Raw genomic sequence first — 17142 nt, 5'->3', positions numbered from 1 at the left:
AGCTATAGCAGGACGAGACAACAAGAGTTAAAGCAATTTATTGGCACATGGGAAATGGAAATATCAAATGCATCTTTCTTCGCCACGCTTAAGCCCAGGGGGATATTGGTGAGCTACGCAATTCTATGCGCTAAATATGAGCAGTTCTGTGGTGATGTTGTTTTTGGCGCTAATCGCAAACCTGTCGTGGCTCAACTATTGGCCAAACGTGAGGAAAGCTGTTTTTTACAGCATTTGGACTGGCAAGGTAACCGAAAAATTCCGAACCGAGATACGGGAAGATTTCGCTAAAATTATCAGACTGTTGAATAAAGGGGGCCTGAAACCCGAAATTGTTCTGGAATCCATTAATTTTGAAGATGGAGCCCCACAGCCGCTAAAATACTAGGTATCCAGTTAACAGATGCCGAGGGCAAGGCCAGAACCGAATTCATTAAATAAATAATCTTTTTGTCAGTTGAAAAAAAATCATAATTCAATTAACTACGATTGCTTTTGTTAGCAAAACCAGCATTTCTCGACAGAACCCATCATGAAATCAAACTTACAAAACCAGGCCAAATTAAACAGTTTCATTATAAGCAGATTTTCCAGGGTCGTAAGAGTTCAGGTCAAATTTGCCTGCAACAATGTAGTCTGACAGAATAATTTTATAGGCCTGCTCGAATGAAGGGGTAATAAAACGCCATATATTCTGGCCACATCCAAATCCATAAGCTAACATAGGACATGTACCATTCCCCTTGGCAATCAAAATGTTTCTTTTGACTACGTCCATTGAAATTTCTTTTAAAAACAAGTACCAACGACTCCTCCCAACTGCTCTTTAGATTCAGCAATTTCCAAAATAATCCGTCCTGAACCTCCGGCAGATGCCCAAAGACGACGGCGAGATTACACAGTGTATTTTACACTATCCTTTATTTTATCATATCATTCAGGTAAAAGGATGCCCGCTTGAAATCCCTGATTTTCAAAACAAGGCCAACACCGTTAATCCGCTCATTTGTATACAGATTTCCTTTTGGAAACACCTGTGACCTGGGCAGCCTTTGCTTATTTAAAAAAGAACTAAAGGTTTTGATGTAATCTTTCAGATTAATATCGGTATCAATCATAGACCATAAATCTGATATATTTTTTAAGGCGACCGATTTATTTTTCACGGCATAACTAATTACCGCTTTGGTCACATTTTTTTGCCTTTCAACCCTGGCATGGTCATCGTAACACGTTCCGGCAACCCTTACACGGGCATAGGCTAGAGCCTGATCACCGGTCATTTTAATTGTTCCCGTTCGGCTAAGGGGCAAAAGTGGCACCCCTTTAAGGTACGATTGTTCGCCAATGTAACTATTCACATAATGGTGTATACCTTTATCTATAGTTAATGTTATTCCTCCAAAAGAGTCGATTACCCGCGCGGTATTGTTAAAATCGGTGACGATGGACGACGCCAGCCTGGTTTTGAAATTTGCATTGATGGTAGAAATCAATAATTTCCTCCCACCCAGGCGATAAGCGGCATTGAGTTTCTGATTGCCATAGCCTTTAATGTAGACATAGGTATCACGCAGAATAGAAGTTAATTTTACTTCTTTGTTCTTTACGGTGATAACCATGATCAGATCTGCATTGCCTCTCTTATTTTCATCCCGTGAATCGGAGCCGATAAGCAATATCTGCTGCGCATAAAGCGAATTTGCAAATGCAACCAGCAGGAATATCATTAAGAATCTAATTTGGTTTTTCATTTATTCATGTATAATTTATAACGATCTGGTTAATAATTAAGCCTTTAGTGTTACATCACAAAACTACCATGTACCTTGAAGCTACCATATAGCCTTTTTTCGCCATTTATAAATCATGCCGGCACTGTGCCGCTCATGAGGACAGATAATCTGTCTTTATGAATTGATTTAACCGACATTATGGCGTGGCACTGATTTCTCTTTAACTATCCCCTAATTGATTAGCCAAAAAAAATCACCCAAAAAGGCTATAGCCCGATAAGTAAGCATTAGCTAGGTTTGTCGAAATGGCATTAACCTCAATCATTACCGTTAATTATAATCAGCCCAGGGTTACTCTAGACCTATTGAGTTCTATCAAAAAGCACTGCTCAACAGATGAAATAGAGGTGATCCTGATCGATAATGCGAGTGAGGAGGATCATGAAACCCGGTTTAAAACGCATTATCCTGAATTGAAATATATCCGCTCGGATGTAAACCTCGGATTTGCAGGTGGAAATAATCTGGGCCTAAACCATGCTACCGGAGAATATATTCTGATGATCAATAATGATACGGAACTTATCCCAGGTTTTATAAAACAGCTTATCGCAGAAATGGCTGCCCACCCAGAAATTGGGATCCTCTCCCCTTTAATACTTTATCATGATGATCAGGATATTATCCAATACGCTGGTTATACGCCAATAAACCCAATCACTGGAAGAAATAGAACCATTGGGTTGGGAGATCTAAATAAAGATCAATATGCAAATACCAGTCATCAAACCTCTTTCTGTCATGGTGCCGCTATGATGTGCAGAAAATCCGATATCGATCATATTGGTATGATGCCAGAACAATATTTTCTTTATTATGAAGAGTTGGATTGGTGCGAAATGTTTAAACGTGCAGGCAAAAAAATCTGGTTTAGCGGAAAAACACATATTCTCCATAAAGAATCGATGAGTGTAGGAAAGGAAAGCCCGACTAAAACCTACTTCATTGCACGCAACCGATTGTTGTTTATGCGGCGGAATACCAATTGGATCAATGTAATGCTATTTAGCACCTATTACCTCCTGTTGGCAGTTCCAAAACAATTGATTGGCTACCTGCTAAAAGGAAGATCCGATCTTGTTCCTTATGTAATAAAGGCGTTGCTATGGAACTCTTTCCATTCAAAAAACCATATCGGAAGCCGTACCAAATTAACATTGTAAGAGATAGTTTGCCTCAAATAACATTTTACATAATGGTATTAAAGGACTATTGAGGCGCAATTTTACTAAACCTAACTTCGTTCCGATCGGAAACAGGTAGCATTAAGTCCTACTTAATTGTTTCCGGCTTAATCCATACCTGATATAATGATCATTTTTTTCTGGACCTGCCTTTTTATCATAACCTATACCTTTGTAGGTTATGGCCTGTTGCTTTTCATACTCATTAAAATTAAACGGTCGTTTTCCAGACCTAAAAGTTTTATTTCCGGGGCACCTTTACCAACGGTTACCTTACTGGTAGCTGCCTGGAATGAAGAGGTAACGATAATAGATAAAATAAAAAATACACTGCAGTTAGATTATCCCAAGGAACGGCTGCAGATTATATTCGTGACAGACGGATCTACAGACCGCACGCCAGAGCTCATTCACCCTTATCAGGAGATCGTGCTGATGCATAACAGCGACCGTGGCGGCAAAATGGCGGCAATTAAAAGGGCAATGCCGCAGGTAAAGGGAGAGGTTATTGTATTTTCTGATGCCAATACCTTTTTAAACCGGGAGGCGCTGCTGGAGCTGGTAAAACACTATCAGAATACAAACGTGGGTGCTGTTGCTGGTGAAAAGCGGATTTTGGTGAATCAGCACGCTGATGCCAGTTCGGCAGGAGAAGGTTTTTACTGGAAATACGAATCGAGGCTTAAAAAATGGGATTATGAACTGTACTCTAATGTTGGTGCTGCAGGAGAACTCTTCAGCATTAGAGCTTCCTTATATGAACCCATCGAATCGGACACGATTATTGATGACCACATGATTGCGATGAGGATTGCCGAAAAAGGTTACCTGATTGCTTATGAACCCGCCGCTTATGCCAGCGAAACTGCATCAGAAAATACCGCTGAAGAACTGAAAAGAAAGATCAGGATTGCTGCTGGTGGAATTCAGTCGATCCTCAGGCTAAAAATTGCCGCCAACCCCTTTCGCTATCCCATATTAACCTTTCAGTACCTTTCACACCGGGTATTGAGATGGACCATCACCCCTTTCTTACTCGTGCTGGCTTTATTGGCAAATATCTGGATTGTATTCCAGCATGGTCATCAATTTTATACGCTTCTCCTGACAGCACAAGGTATCTTTTACACCTTGGCCCTGCTCGGGCTTTTAATGGAACGAAAAAACATCAGGATCAAAACCCTTTTTATCCCCTATTATTTCTGCATGATGAACTATGCGGTAGCAGCGGGCATCTTGAGGTACATCAATCAAAACCAGAGTGCGGCATGGGAACGCTCCAAACGGAAAATGGCCTAACGAATGCTGGTAGAACAGCATCTTTTGGTAGTAAAGGGCTATTTCTTAAAATCCAATTGAAGCCTATTTTCGTCACTGCTGGAAACAGCCATTTCAATTAAAAATTTAAACTCTTTTAACCATAACGAAACATGAAAATTGCAGTTATAGGCACCGGTTACGTAGGATTGGTGACAGGAACCTGCCTGGCAGAAACAGGAAATGATGTGATCTGTGTAGACATCAACACCCAAAAGATAGAAAAGATGCAACAGGGTGAACTGCCCATCTATGAGCCTGGGCTCGAACTGCTTTTCCACCGCAATATCCTTCAGAAACGCATTCAGTTTACCACCGATCTCTCAGCTGCAGTACATCATGCCGAAATTATATTTATGGCGCTACCTACTCCTCCAGGCGCGGATGGGGCTGCTGATCTATCCTATATCCTTGGTGCGGCAAAAGATATTGCGCTGCTCATCACCAGTTATAAGGTTATTGTAAACAAATCGACCGTTCCGGTAGGAACAGCAGATAAGGTTAAGGCGGTTTTTGAAAGTATTACCACCGTTGATGTTGATGTGATTTCCAATCCCGAATTTTTAAGGGAGGGTGTTGCCGTAGAAGATTTTATGAAACCCGACCGTGTGGTAATTGGAACCACCAGCGAGCGGGCAAAAAAAATCATGTCAGCGCTTTATGCACCCTATGTACGTCAGGGAAATCCGGTTATTTTTATGGACGAACGCTCCGCAGAACTGACCAAATATGCTGCAAACTCCTTTTTGGCCACCAAAATTACCTTTATGAATGAGATTGCCAACCTATGTGAACTGGTTGGCGCCGATGTAGATGCGATACGCAGGGGCATTGGTACTGATGAACGGATAGGCAAACGCTTTTTGTTCCCCGGTATTGGTTACGGCGGATCGTGTTTTCCAAAAGACGTGCAGGCATTAGTAAAATCAGCCGATGAACATGCATACAACTTCGAGATCCTGAAGTCGGTGATTACAATCAATGAAAAACAAAAAGTAATCCTGGCAGATAAACTCCTGAACTTTTACAAAAATGATATTTCGGGAAAACATTTCGCCTTCTGGGGACTTTCTTTCAAACCTGAAACAGACGACATTAGGGAAGCTCCGGCACTTTATCTGATCGAAACCCTCCTTAAACAAGGGGCGAGCATCAGTGTTTTCGATCCGGAGGGACAGGAAAATGTCAGGGCTATATTTAACGACCGGATCTCCTATGCTGAAAATCAATACGCTGTGCTCGAAGGTGCAGATGCCCTGCTAATTGCAACCGAGTGGTCGCTGTTCAGGAACCCTGATTTTGAGAAAATGGAAGACCTGCTGAAGGAAAAAGTAATTTTTGATGGCAGAAATCTTTTTGAACTGGAGAAAATGGCCGAGCTCGGTTATTATTATAACAGTATAGGAAGAAAGTTAATTTCCAAGGTTCAAACCCCTCACCAGTCTTTTGCCATAACCACATAAGAACATTCATAACCCATGATAAATCAACCCGAAGGTATAACCATTGTAACCATTTGCGACAACCAGTTTGTCGTATTGATGGCCGCGATGTTAAGATCCTTAGAAGAAAATCACCATTCAGGAGAAGAAATAAACCTGTATATCGTCTCTGATCATATCAGCGAGAAAAACAGGCTTAAAGTAATCTCCAGCCTTTCTACAACTAAACTTACCCTGCATTGGATCCCCATAGAAGAAGCTTTGCCAAAGCAGTTTAAACTGCCGAGAGACAAGTCTTCCTTTCCCGCCAACGTTTATATGCGCCTGTGCATTCCATATTTTATTCCACAGGAGGCCACAAAGGCCATTTACCTGGATGTAGATATGATTGTGCTGGATGATATTTCAAAGTTGTGGCATACCGATATAGGCGAATACGATTTGGGGGCAGTGTCAGATCTTTCGGGAGTGGTGAGTTCTCCCTGGGGGGGCATCAATAATTATAGGGAACTTGGACTTAATCCGAACAGCAAATACCTTAATGCGGGCATGATGCTGCTTAAACCACAGCGCTGGCGTGAACGCAACATTACCGCCCGGGCTTTTGCCTGTGCCGCCGAAAATGCCGAACACCTTAATTTTGCCGAGCAATACACACTTAATGTTGTTTTCAATGAGGACTGGTTTGAGCTTGACCCTTTATGGAACTGGTTTGCAAAAAACCACACGCCTACTCCATACCTGATCCATTTTACCGGCATGAAACCAATATATAAGGGTTATTCCGGTCAGGAACAATTTAAAAACCAGTTTTTCCATTACCTGAACCAAACTAAATGGGCAAACTTCGGCACCAGAAGTGATGCGGTAAGTAAGTTAAAAAAGATCTATAACAAAATAGAAAAAAAGCTCGTTCTGGCTTTCAGATAATTAACTACTGCGGAGAATCCTTGCCGGGTTCCCCGCAGCTATCACACCTGCAGGAATGGATTTTACCACTACCGAGCCTGCGCCAATGGTTACCCCTTTCCCGATAACAATATCGCCGATAATCACGGTATTACAGCCGATGTCTACAGCATCACCAATTACTGGTGCTTTGATGATCCCTGATGCGCTAAAATCCTGTTTTATCCCAATTGTTGTACACTGGCGTACCGAGCAGTTCTCACCTATCACTGTATCGGGGTGGATCACCACGCCACTTCCATGCCACAGCTGGAATCCGCTCCCTACTGAAGTTTTCCAGTTCAGTTCCACACACATAAACCATTCGATAAACACCCTGTAAAACAACAGGTACCAAAAAAAGAGAATTTTGGTCAGCTTACGTTTAACGATGAGCTGTGCAATCCTAAAAAGCACCACGATATATTTGCCCTTTGTAGGATTGGCCAGATTGGCATTCCAGTCCTGAAGGATGTATTTTCTTATCCCCATATTAAAAGAACCGGAACCCGATGGCCGGCATTGATATTTTTATTCGTGTATTCATATTAAATAATCCCGGGGGTGCGCCGCTAGGCATCAACCAATTGTTTACCGGAAACTATCCAAAATTAACACCTTAAACCGACGCTTGCATTAGTAGTTAAGGGCTATTTACATAGCCCCTTTGGATGAGTAGTTTTGATCAGGTTAAAATATAATTCCAATATACCCTGGACTACCTGATAAGCAAGATAAATACTGTTTTATAGAATGAAATTCATTTCTAAATTAAAAAATATACATTTCCTGTCTTTAATGGGTACAGGCGGAATGTCGCTGCTCACCTTCCTTTTTACAGCCATTCTTTACCGGTCGTTATCCATTAAAGAAATTGGCATCTGGTTTTTTTTTCAGGCGCTGCTTTCCTTTCTTGATACATTCAGACAGGGCTTTCTGACCACGGCATTTGTAAAGTTTTATGCAGGCGCAAGTGAACAGAAAGGCCAGGAAGTAATTGGTTCTACCTGGTATATCGCGGCGCTCATTACCATGTTTTTATTGGCAATTAATATTCCTCTTCTCTTTTTCAGCCATTTCAGTACCGATGAGAGTCTGGCCTTTTTTATTAAATACTACGCCATAAACCTGCTCTGCTCCCTACCCATGGTAGTAGCCATGTGTATTGCACAAGGTGGGCTCAGGTTTGATACACTTTTATACATCAGGATGTCGCAGGTACTTTTGCTGATCACTCTTTTGGTTACACTTAATATCTTACACCTTAATTCGCTGCAGAACCTGATGATGGCGAACATTGCCGCTACCCTGTTGACCAGTCTTCTAACACTGTTTATGGGCTGGTCTGGCATCAGTTACTTTTTCAGAAAGCAAAAAGACTGCATCAGGGAGATTTTCGATTTTGGAAAATATACTGTTGGAACATCCATCAGCAGCAGTCTTTTTGGCGTAACCGATACGTTTGTGATCAACTTCATGCTTGGCCCATCATCACTCGCCATTTACAACCTCGGTAAACGACTAATGGAAGTGGTTGAAATACCGCTTCGCAGTTTTGTGGCTACGGCCATGCCTTCGCTTTCAAAAGCTTATAACAGCGGTAACAAAAAAGAAGTCATCGAAATTATGAAAAAATACATCGGAACAATCACCATCTGTTTGTTCCCTGTACTAGTGGTGGCCTACATTGCCGCAGGCCTGGCCATGAGTATTATTGGTGGTGGGCAATACAACAATACGCCAGCGGGCGATACTGCGATTAACATCTTCAGGATTTTTACCACATTTGCATTGCTCTACCCTGCAGATCGCTTTATGAGCGTTGCACTTGATGCCATTCACAGGCCACAGATCAATTTCATGAAAGTAATCGTGATGCTGGTGGTCAACCTTTCGGCCGATTTCCTTGGCGTATACCTGCTGGGAAATGTTTATGGCATTGTGATCGGAACATTTTTCCCGACCATTACCGCAATAGGGATTTCCTACTACTATATCAATAAAGACTTTAAAAAGTTCTCCCTTGTAAACAGTTACCTCAGCGGTTACCGCGAACTGGCCAGATTTGTAACCATGGGACTTAAGCAGGCAAAAAATTTACGCTGATTAACATTTAGCTCAAATAAACACGATAACAAGGCACACGATGTACAATATTTTCAATACACCCAACTGGATCAAAAAATATGATCTTTCCTTTACGAAAACAGCTGATGTACCCGAAAGCGTTTTTACGGAAATCAATCAAAAACTTGATGTATTGCAAACCGGAACGCCACTGGTGAGCATTGTCATTGCCGCCTGGAATGAAGAAGTTAATATTATCCGAAATATCGCCAGCTTAGCTGACCTTGCTACCAAAGTTCCACTCGAAATTATCGTGGTAAACAATAACTCTACCGACGCAACGCAGCAAACGCTGGATAAATTGCATATTAAAAGTTATTTCCAGAAAATTCAGGGTTGTGGACCAGCCAGACAGATGGGAATGGAAAATGCCAGGGGAAAATATATTTTGCTCGCTGATGCAGACTGTATTTATCCGGAGTACTGGCTGGATGATATGATAGCTGTTTTGAGCAGCCCGGACACTGTTTGTGTTTATGGCCGTTATTCTTTTATTCCCGAACCAGGTTTCCCCAGATGGAAACTGGCCATGCTCGAAAAAATGAAGGATGCAATTGCTGCCTTAAGGCATGTGAAGCGACCATACCTCAATGCCTTTGGCATAAGCATGGGTTATATCCGCGAATATGGGATGAAAGTTGGTTATGTGATGGTTAATGTGAGAGGAGAAGACGGCCGGTTATGTTTCGATCTGATGCAGTTTGGAAAAGTACGACAGCTTAAACGGAACCGTTCCCGGGCCTGGACCGCGCCACGCACCTTGCAGCGCGACGGCAGCTTTGGACAGGCTTTATTATCAAGGATTTCTATCGAATCTAAAAAACTGCTATCCCTCTTAACCCCGCACAAGCCGCACGATACTAAAAAAATTTAAAGATTTATTTTACCAACATGTACACTTTTTTCCAGGTTTCCCTGCTCATTACACACTATAATAGAAGCACTTCCTTAAGCAATCTGCTGCACAAACTTAAAGCGCTAAAATGCAGCTTTGGCGAAATTGTGGTTTCCGACGACGGAAGCAAGGATGAACACATGGCTAATCTCAGGTCGCTACAAGAAGCTTTTGGTTTCAAACTCATTACCACTCCGGTAAACCGGGGATTGGGCCACAATATTAACAAAGGCCAGGATGCAGTTACCAAACCTTATACCCTGTATATTCAGGAGGATTTTGAACCTTCAAATGAATTTCCCCATCAGTTTTTGCAGGGACTGAACCACCTGAAAACGAAAGAAGAACTGGATATCATCAGGTTCTACGCCTATGCACCATACGCGTACCTAAAACCTTATGATGCACATTTTTCGCAGATGTACCATCCCACCTTTGGAACAGATTATAGCAAAATATATCTTTATTCGGACCATCCGCACCTGAGAAGATCATCTTTTTTCGAAAAGTTTGGCAGGTACCCCGAAGGTTTAAAGGGAGATCTGACCGAATACAGAATGTGTATCTCCTTTTTGCAGAACAAGGCGCAGGGTTTGTTTTATAACGATTTTAACAGGCTGCTTATTCAAAAAAACTCAGCTCAGGAACCCAGCACCATGACAAGAGCGAGCTGGCGCGAAGGCAAAGGGATATTCATTAAACTGATCAGGGATACCTACAGACAGCTGAAGTATAATTTTGATATTGTTATGCAGCCACCGTTGCGTAAGCTTTGATGCCCATACATGATGCCATAAAAACCTGGCTTTTGTTTGATCAGGATGCTGAACGTTTTTTTTTAATCACCAGGGCCAGGGCATCGTAAATCTCCTGAACGGATTTTTCCCAGCTATGTGAGCGCGCAAAAGCAACTCTGCGGCCTACTTTCTCTGCCGTATTACTACCAAGCAGAATTTCAATTCCTGCAATATATCCCTCCACACCCTCTGCCAGGCAAACATGTTCCTTAAACGCCTGCATTGAAGGAGTAGCAGTGGCAATGGTGGGTTTGCCCATCACCAGGTATTCGTCAATTTTCCGGGGATAGTTCCCTATGGTAAGGTCGTTCACTAACTGAGGGTTGAAGCATATATCAAATCCATTAATGTGCATCGGAAGTTCGTCGGTAGGTCTGGCGCCCATAAAATGAACATTGGCAAGCTTATGGAGTTCGCTGGACATAAAATCCGCATCTTCAGGGCCTACCAATACGATATTCCATTCAGGTCTTTGTTTGGCTATTCCTTCAATGAGGCTTATATCCAGCCTTGCTGAGGTCAGTACACCAACATAACCGATTACCGTACCTGAAAATTTTGACGGCAAAACCGGTGCCGATTGTCTTAGGAAATCGTCGAAAAGGCTAAAATCACATCCTTGCCCCACATAGGCTGAGTTGGGATTGTATTTCCGGCAATAAGCAGCCAGATATTCTGAATTTGCGACACAAAGATCATGTTTCGCTATTAAAAGTGGTTCTAAGGCCAGCCCATGTTTGCGGTAGTAAGCGGTGGCAATCATATTATCGCGCGAATAATAAATGGAAGCTGCCGGCTCCAAGAGTTCGGTGAGATAAAAACTCCTGAACATATCACCATCATTGAACAATATTGCATCTTTAAAACCCAGACTTTCGATCACAGATTGTACAGAACGGTAAAAGCGTTTGTTGTTCAACCGGTTAATGGTCTTAAAAATAAATCCCCTTGGCAGCCAGTTCACCGATTCGATCAGGCAATCCGGATAAAGCGTAAAAAGCCCGGGACTGATTTCTTCCAAACCACTTTGTCTCCCGCGAATAACCGAGATGCGTTTCTGCACTTTTTTATCATGGGCATGCCTGATTTTACTAATCCGGTCAAGCGGCGGGTTGATATAGAGCACCCGGTTTTGCTTAGAAAACTCGAGTGCAATATTTTTGCAGTTACTACCGATCTCCGTATCCCAGGGCTGCTGCCCCACAATGATGATGTTCTGGTTTTTCAAATCCGTTTCTGATTAGGTTATTTGATGAGGTGTCTGGTGGCAACCGAACGTTTATTGGCATGCCTGATGCGCATGAGCGAGCGAACCTGAACATATATAAATGAAGGGATACCCACCAGTGCCAAATAGATATTTCTATTGGCCCTTCCATGTCTTAATGCTACAAAAAAGCTCATACCAAAAGCCAAAAAAGCGAAGATCCACAACCATAGGCCAATCCCCCAAAAAATGAGGTTGATTATAAAACAGAGTATAGATAGCAATATAAAAAGGAAAAGTGGTGGGCGCAAAAGAACTATACCGAACAGGAACTGGTTCCAGCTGAATTTGGTAATGCCCCTGGCGATAATAGAAAAGCCAAGGCTAAAATATTTAAACCAGGTATTGATCCAGCGTGACCGCTGATTTTCCAGCTGTGTGCGGTTGGCTGTTTTTTCATCATAAACTATCGCAGCTGGTGCATAGGCAATCCGGAGATTCCGAGATACTATTTTCGCTTGTAACACTTTATCGAAACCAGCTCCCTGAAGGTCGTGATTGATAAAAGATTCAACATAAAGAGCTGTTTTAAAAGCCATGCCCGATCCGGCTAGTGTAGCGGAAGAGCCTAAAGCAAACATTACTTTCCCGTCAAAGAAATGATAATAAAGATCCCTTGCGGCATCAAGAGATGCAATGGAGGTTTCTAAAGACTTTGATCTTCGCTGGCCCTGAACGGCATCAAAACCATTGTCGAAATAAACATTAAGTTCTTTTAAATAGCGGCGGTCTACCAGGTTATCACTATCAATGATCGTCAACAGTTCATGAGGACGTTTAAAGTTGGAAATGGCATAAAGATGCGAACGGGTATTACTGGCCAGTACCTTTTCAGGACGAAGCAGCACCACACGTTCATCTGTAAAATGAAGGTTAGAAATATCACAATTATCGCATACTAGGTAAATGAGATAATTGGAATATTCCATTTTTAGCAGCGAGCTTACTACGGCGGGTAAAAGATCTGTCTGCTCATAGGCAGTTACAATTACGGCATAATCATATTCATCCGCCCTGATGTTAACAAAGGTTCGCCTGCCTGCCAACAGGTATCCCGCATAAAGAAATATCGGAAAAATGAGGTTATAACCGATCAAAAGCTGAAGCATCAGCCATAAAATATCTACAATCATATTCTTTCTTTACAGTTTTTTGGATAAATAAATACGTTTGGCCTTCGAAAAACCTATTAAAAAGCAGATAATTCCGGGAATGATAAAATATTCGAAAGGCATATAGTTAAGTTAAAATTTCTTTACCGGGGATTAACAATGGCGACTTGTAGATAAATACCCAGGAAAGATAAACTACAATTGAGCTTGGAATCAGGTTCATTACCTCATTGCCATAACTACAGAATAAAATACCAGCACAACCAGCAGTAAGGGCGATCATTTTCACTTTTAATACCTTATCTTCTATCTGCCATACCATGCCGCAGCAGCTTCCAAGGATGTACATCATCACACTAAACCAGATGGTGAGCCCCACAACGCCGTACATCATCCATATTTTCACAAAATAACTGTCTGGCTCCACCCTCGAAAGATACTTGTCACCATTATAGAGTTTACCATAATAGCCGGTAACCCCAGGCCCGTTGCCGAATGGATAATCGTGCATATAAAGGGCAAGGTTCCGCTGATTGGAAAGTCTGAGATTCAGTGAAGGATCTTCCGGGTTCATGGCTGTCCGTAAGCGATAAATCTGATAATTACTATCTCCGATTGTGGTAAATTTCAATACGCCGAGCAGTGCAATAACCAAAAAACCTCCGCAAAGGAGTGCCTTGTAATTTTTGCCCAGTGCAATAGCCACAAAACCACCAATAACAATAGCGAACAGTGCACCGCGTGTGCCCGAAATAAGCATACCGTATATATTGATTGCACCACACAAAAGAAGCAGTATCCTCTTCCAGGTTTTAATTGGTGCAAGCGAAAGAATAATCGCCATTAAGCCAATGTGGGCCTGAGATGCACCAAACTGTCCTGCATCACTGTAAAATGAAAAAACGCGGAGGTGTCCCCATAAAAGATGGGTGCTGGCATTCTCCAGTAAAAATTTACGTTCATTGTCGCTTGGCCCGAGGTAAAGCTGTTTAATACCGTTTAATGATGCAAGTGTTGAGCATACCATGACGAGAATAAGAAACAGATCAAGGTCTCTGCGCGTCCTGAAAATCACCAGTCCCAGAAGTACCGCTACAAAAGGATATATGGCTGTACTGCGGATTTCATTGATCCAGCCCAAACTGCTCGAACCCGGATTAAAACCCTCAAAGAGACTAACCAGTAACCACAATAACAGTGTATAAAATAAACTTACATTAAGCCCGTTCCAATCTTCTTTTGGCGTGGTGGCAAGCGCCGTGATCAGGATCAGCACAAAAGAAATATCGATAATCAGACCGTAAGGCAGACCACCAATTTCACGGGATACCAAAAACAAAAAAAAGCAGTACGCAATAAGAAAAAAATATAAGAACCGCTTCATTAGTATCGTAAACCGTTTTTGTGCAAGGGTGTATTATTTAACATCATTTACCTTGTTGAAAACCCAGCCCATAAAACCAGGTTGTTCCCGGATGTAACGCATCAAGGGACGGTCGGCCTCATTAACCTTAGCCCCATATTCGAAAAGCGCAATATTCTGTTCTGTAAACAATAACCATTCTTTCGAAATGTTAACTTCCCTTAAACTGTTCACATCAATAATAACGTAATCGAATTCTTTTTTGAGCACTTCGAAACCATCTCTTAAATTGCTTACATTCTGAATTTCGAGCAATGAATTGCGTTCAACACTTTTATTCATCACCGTAATCAGATCTTCGGTATGGAATTCCTTTTTGATCAGAAAATTCTGAAAACTCAGATTTGTAATCAGTCCTTTTTCAGTAGAAAGTGTCTGTAGCTGTTCATCCGCAATCAAAAGCACTTTTTTACCAGTTAAGGCGAAAGCATAGGCAAGGCTATGGCTTAAAAAAGTTTTTCCTGCTCCACTGGCCAAACTCGTAATGCCCAGGATTTTACTTTCGCTTTTTTCCATCTGCGAAGCAATTTCGAACCTTAACGACCTGATCTGTTCCATGAATACCGGGTATTTTCCCCCAGCTGATTTATCGCTCCAAATATTCCTGGCTATACGTTCCGTACCTGCGATCTCATTTACATTGCCGATAACCACACTTTCGGTAACGGCCTCCAAACTGTGCTGGTTACGGATAGATGAATCGACCACCACCAATAGAAATACAAATCCTAAACAAAGGGCAAAAGTACCTGTACCTGCTCCGGCAATGTATAATGCTTTTTTGGTGGGTTTTGGATTTCCGGGTAAACCCACCTGCTCTATTTCCAGGTTCAGGCCTAATTTCTGATCTGTTTTTGCGGTGTTAAACCGGTCGAGTGCCAGCATATAGTCTTTTGTTGCAAGTTCCGCATCACGTTGGTAATTCTGTATATCCGCATCAAAGGGTACCATGCTTTTGTAACGTTCCCTTAAAATGCGGAGCTGACCATCAAGCGTTCTGATGCTGCTCCTGGCCTGTTGCAAAGAAACTTCCAAACCTACCTTTTGCTGAACGAGATCCTGCTTCGAAACCCGTGTATCAATCACATTCTCATCTACATTGGCTGCACTCTTAATATTAACCAGCCTGTTCAGTGAATCAATTTTTTTCTGCATGGCGGGTTTAAATCCGCCATCAATATAGAGGTTATTGGCTACCTGCAACTGCCTTTTGAGTTCCACAATCTCACGGTTGTTGGCCTTGCTGCTTCCATTAACGTACCGGTCGCTGCCCTGGAGTTTGCTTTCGATGGTAGCCACTCCGCCTGCATTCGACTGGATAACCCGCATAGCCTCAGCACGCTGGGCCTCATATTGCGAAATCTGATTATAAACCGTTGCCGATTGTTCATCCAGGTTCAAAACGCCTTTGGTACGCTTAAAATCAGACAGCAGTTTATTTTTGGCATCCATCGTATTTTTCTTGCTCAGCAGCATAGAGTCTAGGATTTTTGCCGACGAGTTTTGATTTAAAGAGACATCATTGCTGTAGCTGCTGATAAACTCAGTTGATAGTGTATTCACCGTGAAGGCAGATAATGCGGGATTCTCCGAAGTAAAGCTTACCAGGAGCAGATCACTGTTTGCAGCGTGTGATACTTCCAAACCATCCCGCATCTTTTCCTCACCATAGCCCATATCCTCTGCAATACTAAATAGTTTTACCGCACCCTTGTCATCATCAAGGGTCAATAGCGCGTTAGCTACAAGTTTTCGCTCAAAAAGCGATGATATTTTTTTTAGCTCCGTGCTGCTTTTTGAGGATAAAGATTCGGGAAGGTGTTTAAATGCGTTTTTTTGATCACCAAGATCATGGATGATAAGCTTATAGGTAAGCAGATTAACCATTCTTTTCATGGTAAATTTTTCGACCAGATTGGCGAACTGCTGGTTCACAGCAAAAAAATCGACGGTTTCATTGCTGATCACCTTTTTAGAGGGATCAAGCAAACCAGTCGAAATCTGTGCCACAGATTCGTATTTTTTGGGAAGATTTTTCACCAGTAAAAAAGAGATCAAAATGGCCAATACAGTCAATAATATGATCAGCCATTTGAGCCTGGAGACACGGAGCAAAAACAATTTCAAATCCATTACCATATCTATTTTCCTGCAGGGATTTCCTGCCCTATAATTTCTTCCAATAAATCTTTTGCTTTAAGGAAATTCCCTTCGGCTTCTACTTTTAGTGTTTCGGCACTCGATTGCGTAACCCTCGATTGGTTGAATACTTCAAGGGAAGTCTCGCTGCGCTCAAATTTTCTTCTTAAACTTTCTGCCACACCTTTACTGTCGGATGCACTTTGGGTAAGCACTTTTAAACGCGCTTTTTCCTGCAGATAGTTATAATATCTTTTTTTAACCTCAACCACCAGCTGCGTATCAAAGTCTAATGCTTCCAGCTGCGCCACCTTATAGTTTGCTTTTGCCTTTTTTAAGATAAAGGGCTTTTGAAGCAGGGCCCCAAGATTGATGTTGACCCCGAACTGGAAACCATTGATGTTGTATGGATTTACCGGATCGATTACTGTATTACCCTGCGGACGGTAGAAATAGGATGCATTGAAAATATCCAGATAAGATACTTTCGCCATTGACACATCATTTTTCATCGACTCTGTAGAGACTCCCTGGATTTTTCGCTTTACATAATTCTGCTTTGCCAATGCGATATACTGCTCAATATCTGCTTTGTTTATCTGACCAAGGATTGACTCTTGCGCTGATAGTTTTGTACCGCCCAGTGCGAATAATAAAAGGGCTATAAGTGAAATGTTTTTCATCATGATTTTTAT

At 42.0% G+C, this 17142-nt stretch carries 16 protein-coding genes; 8 read left to right on the top strand and 8 right to left on the bottom strand.

Annotation, left to right across the window (positions count from 1 at the left end):
• Positions 1 to 291, top strand: a 291-nt coding sequence (locus U859_RS32275) for a hypothetical protein (protein WP_205314432.1), incomplete at its 5' end; no start/stop codon positions are given.
• A gap of 271 nt (positions 292 to 562) precedes the next feature.
• Here U859_RS32275 and U859_RS32080 read toward each other — a convergent pair.
• Positions 563 to 778 carry a hypothetical protein gene (locus tag U859_RS32080; RefSeq protein WP_162800017.1) on the bottom strand — a complete coding sequence of 72 codons (216 nt, stop codon included), beginning with the start codon at positions 776 to 778 and terminating at the stop codon, positions 563 to 565.
• A 142-nt stretch (positions 779 to 920) separates the two neighbouring features.
• The gene (locus U859_RS0122405) at positions 921 to 1754 is read right to left on the bottom strand and encodes an LCP family protein (protein ID WP_025145518.1); all 834 of its coding nucleotides are present in this window, start codon (positions 1752 to 1754) and stop codon (positions 921 to 923) included.
• 287 nt (positions 1755 to 2041) lie between these two features.
• Between U859_RS0122405 and U859_RS0122400 the strand changes: the two genes are divergently transcribed.
• The 4 genes from U859_RS0122400 (at position 2042) to U859_RS0122385 (ending at position 6669) form a co-directional block, all read left to right on the top strand.
• The gene (locus tag U859_RS0122400) at positions 2042 to 2959 is read left to right on the top strand and encodes a glycosyltransferase family 2 protein (protein WP_025145517.1); all 918 of its coding nucleotides are present in this window, start codon (positions 2042 to 2044) and stop codon (positions 2957 to 2959) included.
• A gap of 147 nt (positions 2960 to 3106) precedes the next feature.
• Positions 3107 to 4279 (top strand): glycosyltransferase family 2 protein, encoded by a 1173-nt coding sequence (locus tag U859_RS0122395; protein WP_025145516.1) that lies wholly within the window; start codon positions 3107 to 3109, stop codon positions 4277 to 4279.
• Positions 4280 to 4410: 131 nt separating this feature from the next.
• Positions 4411 to 5760, top strand: coding sequence for a UDP-glucose dehydrogenase family protein (locus U859_RS0122390; RefSeq protein ID WP_025145515.1), 1350 nt, complete (start codon positions 4411 to 4413; stop codon positions 5758 to 5760).
• A gap of 15 nt (positions 5761 to 5775) precedes the next feature.
• Positions 5776 to 6669, top strand: coding sequence for a glycosyltransferase family 8 protein (locus tag U859_RS0122385; protein WP_025145514.1), 894 nt, complete (start codon positions 5776 to 5778; stop codon positions 6667 to 6669).
• Here the strand turns inward: U859_RS0122385 and U859_RS0122380 are convergent, their stop codons facing one another.
• On the bottom strand, positions 6670 to 7179 hold the full coding sequence (locus tag U859_RS0122380; RefSeq protein WP_029986062.1) for a serine acetyltransferase: 510 nt from the start codon (positions 7177 to 7179) through the stop codon (positions 6670 to 6672).
• Between the two features lie 261 nt (positions 7180 to 7440).
• Here U859_RS0122380 and U859_RS0122370 point away from each other — a divergent pair, with 261 nt between their 5' ends.
• The 3 genes from U859_RS0122370 to U859_RS0122360 are packed head-to-tail and all read left to right on the top strand — an operon-like array spanning position 7441 to position 10485.
• Positions 7441 to 8793 carry a lipopolysaccharide biosynthesis protein gene (locus U859_RS0122370; protein WP_025145513.1) on the top strand — a complete coding sequence of 451 codons (1353 nt, stop codon included), beginning with the start codon at positions 7441 to 7443 and terminating at the stop codon, positions 8791 to 8793.
• 40 nt (positions 8794 to 8833) lie between these two features.
• Complete coding sequence (locus tag U859_RS0122365) at positions 8834 to 9688, top strand: glycosyltransferase family 2 protein (RefSeq protein WP_025145512.1); 855 nt, start codon at positions 8834 to 8836, stop codon at positions 9686 to 9688.
• A 17-nt stretch (positions 9689 to 9705) separates the two neighbouring features.
• A complete protein-coding gene (locus U859_RS0122360; protein ID WP_025145511.1) occupies positions 9706 to 10485 on the top strand; it encodes a glycosyltransferase in 780 nt (259 codons plus the stop codon).
• A gap of 40 nt (positions 10486 to 10525) precedes the next feature.
• Here U859_RS0122360 and U859_RS0122355 read toward each other — a convergent pair whose 3' ends face one another.
• The 5 genes from U859_RS0122355 to U859_RS0122335 all read right to left on the bottom strand — a co-directional run bounded on the left by U859_RS0122355 (position 10526) and on the right by U859_RS0122335 (position 17133).
• Positions 10526 to 11734: a glycosyltransferase gene (locus U859_RS0122355; RefSeq protein WP_025145510.1), complete on the bottom strand. Its 1209-nt coding sequence runs from the start codon at positions 11732 to 11734 to the stop codon at positions 10526 to 10528.
• A gap of 17 nt (positions 11735 to 11751) precedes the next feature.
• Positions 11752 to 12906 carry a glycosyltransferase gene (locus U859_RS0122350; protein WP_037505706.1) on the bottom strand — a complete coding sequence of 385 codons (1155 nt, stop codon included), beginning with the start codon at positions 12904 to 12906 and terminating at the stop codon, positions 11752 to 11754.
• A gap of 106 nt (positions 12907 to 13012) precedes the next feature.
• Positions 13013 to 14269 carry an O-antigen ligase family protein gene (locus tag U859_RS0122345; RefSeq protein WP_025145508.1) on the bottom strand — a complete coding sequence of 419 codons (1257 nt, stop codon included), beginning with the start codon at positions 14267 to 14269 and terminating at the stop codon, positions 13013 to 13015.
• Between the two features lie 33 nt (positions 14270 to 14302).
• The gene (locus U859_RS0122340) at positions 14303 to 16441 is read right to left on the bottom strand and encodes a GumC family protein (RefSeq protein ID WP_029986057.1); all 2139 of its coding nucleotides are present in this window, start codon (positions 16439 to 16441) and stop codon (positions 14303 to 14305) included.
• Positions 16442 to 16449: 8 nt separating this feature from the next.
• A complete protein-coding gene (locus U859_RS0122335; RefSeq protein WP_084153132.1) occupies positions 16450 to 17133 on the bottom strand; it encodes a TolC family protein in 684 nt (227 codons plus the stop codon).
• Between the last annotated feature and the right edge of the window lie 9 nt (positions 17134 to 17142).

The organism is Pedobacter jeongneungensis (assembly GCF_000633455.1).
Lineage (GTDB): Bacteria > Bacteroidota > Bacteroidia > Sphingobacteriales > Sphingobacteriaceae > Pedobacter > Pedobacter jeongneungensis_A.
Note: the sequence above shows the minus strand (reverse complement) of the source record. Positions and strands in the feature narration are given on the sequence as shown.

What these genes read in the sequence shown, in the direction of transcription:
- U859_RS32080 (WP_162800017.1), bottom strand. Translation starts at nt 778, where the DNA reads ATGGACGTAGTCAAAAGAAACATTTTGATTGCCAAGGGGAATGGTACA.
- U859_RS0122405 (WP_025145518.1), bottom strand. Translation starts at nt 1,754, where the DNA reads ATGAAAAACCAAATTAGATTCTTAATGATATTCCTGCTGGTTGCATTT.
- U859_RS0122400 (WP_025145517.1), top strand. Translation starts at nt 2,042, where the DNA reads ATGGCATTAACCTCAATCATTACCGTTAATTATAATCAGCCCAGGGTT.
- U859_RS0122395 (WP_025145516.1), top strand. Translation starts at nt 3,107, where the DNA reads ATGATCATTTTTTTCTGGACCTGCCTTTTTATCATAACCTATACCTTT.
- U859_RS0122390 (WP_025145515.1), top strand. Translation starts at nt 4,411, where the DNA reads ATGAAAATTGCAGTTATAGGCACCGGTTACGTAGGATTGGTGACAGGA.
- U859_RS0122385 (WP_025145514.1), top strand. Translation starts at nt 5,776, where the DNA reads ATGATAAATCAACCCGAAGGTATAACCATTGTAACCATTTGCGACAAC.
- U859_RS0122380 (WP_029986062.1), bottom strand. Translation starts at nt 7,179, where the DNA reads ATGGGGATAAGAAAATACATCCTTCAGGACTGGAATGCCAATCTGGCC.
- U859_RS0122370 (WP_025145513.1), top strand. Translation starts at nt 7,441, where the DNA reads ATGAAATTCATTTCTAAATTAAAAAATATACATTTCCTGTCTTTAATG.
- U859_RS0122365 (WP_025145512.1), top strand. Translation starts at nt 8,834, where the DNA reads ATGTACAATATTTTCAATACACCCAACTGGATCAAAAAATATGATCTT.
- U859_RS0122360 (WP_025145511.1), top strand. Translation starts at nt 9,706, where the DNA reads ATGTACACTTTTTTCCAGGTTTCCCTGCTCATTACACACTATAATAGA.
- U859_RS0122350 (WP_037505706.1), bottom strand. Translation starts at nt 12,906, where the DNA reads ATGATTGTAGATATTTTATGGCTGATGCTTCAGCTTTTGATCGGTTAT.
- U859_RS0122345 (WP_025145508.1), bottom strand. Translation starts at nt 14,269, where the DNA reads ATGAAGCGGTTCTTATATTTTTTTCTTATTGCGTACTGCTTTTTTTTG.
- U859_RS0122340 (WP_029986057.1), bottom strand. Translation starts at nt 16,441, where the DNA reads ATGGATTTGAAATTGTTTTTGCTCCGTGTCTCCAGGCTCAAATGGCTG.
- U859_RS0122335 (WP_084153132.1), bottom strand. Translation starts at nt 17,133, where the DNA reads ATGATGAAAAACATTTCACTTATAGCCCTTTTATTATTCGCACTGGGC.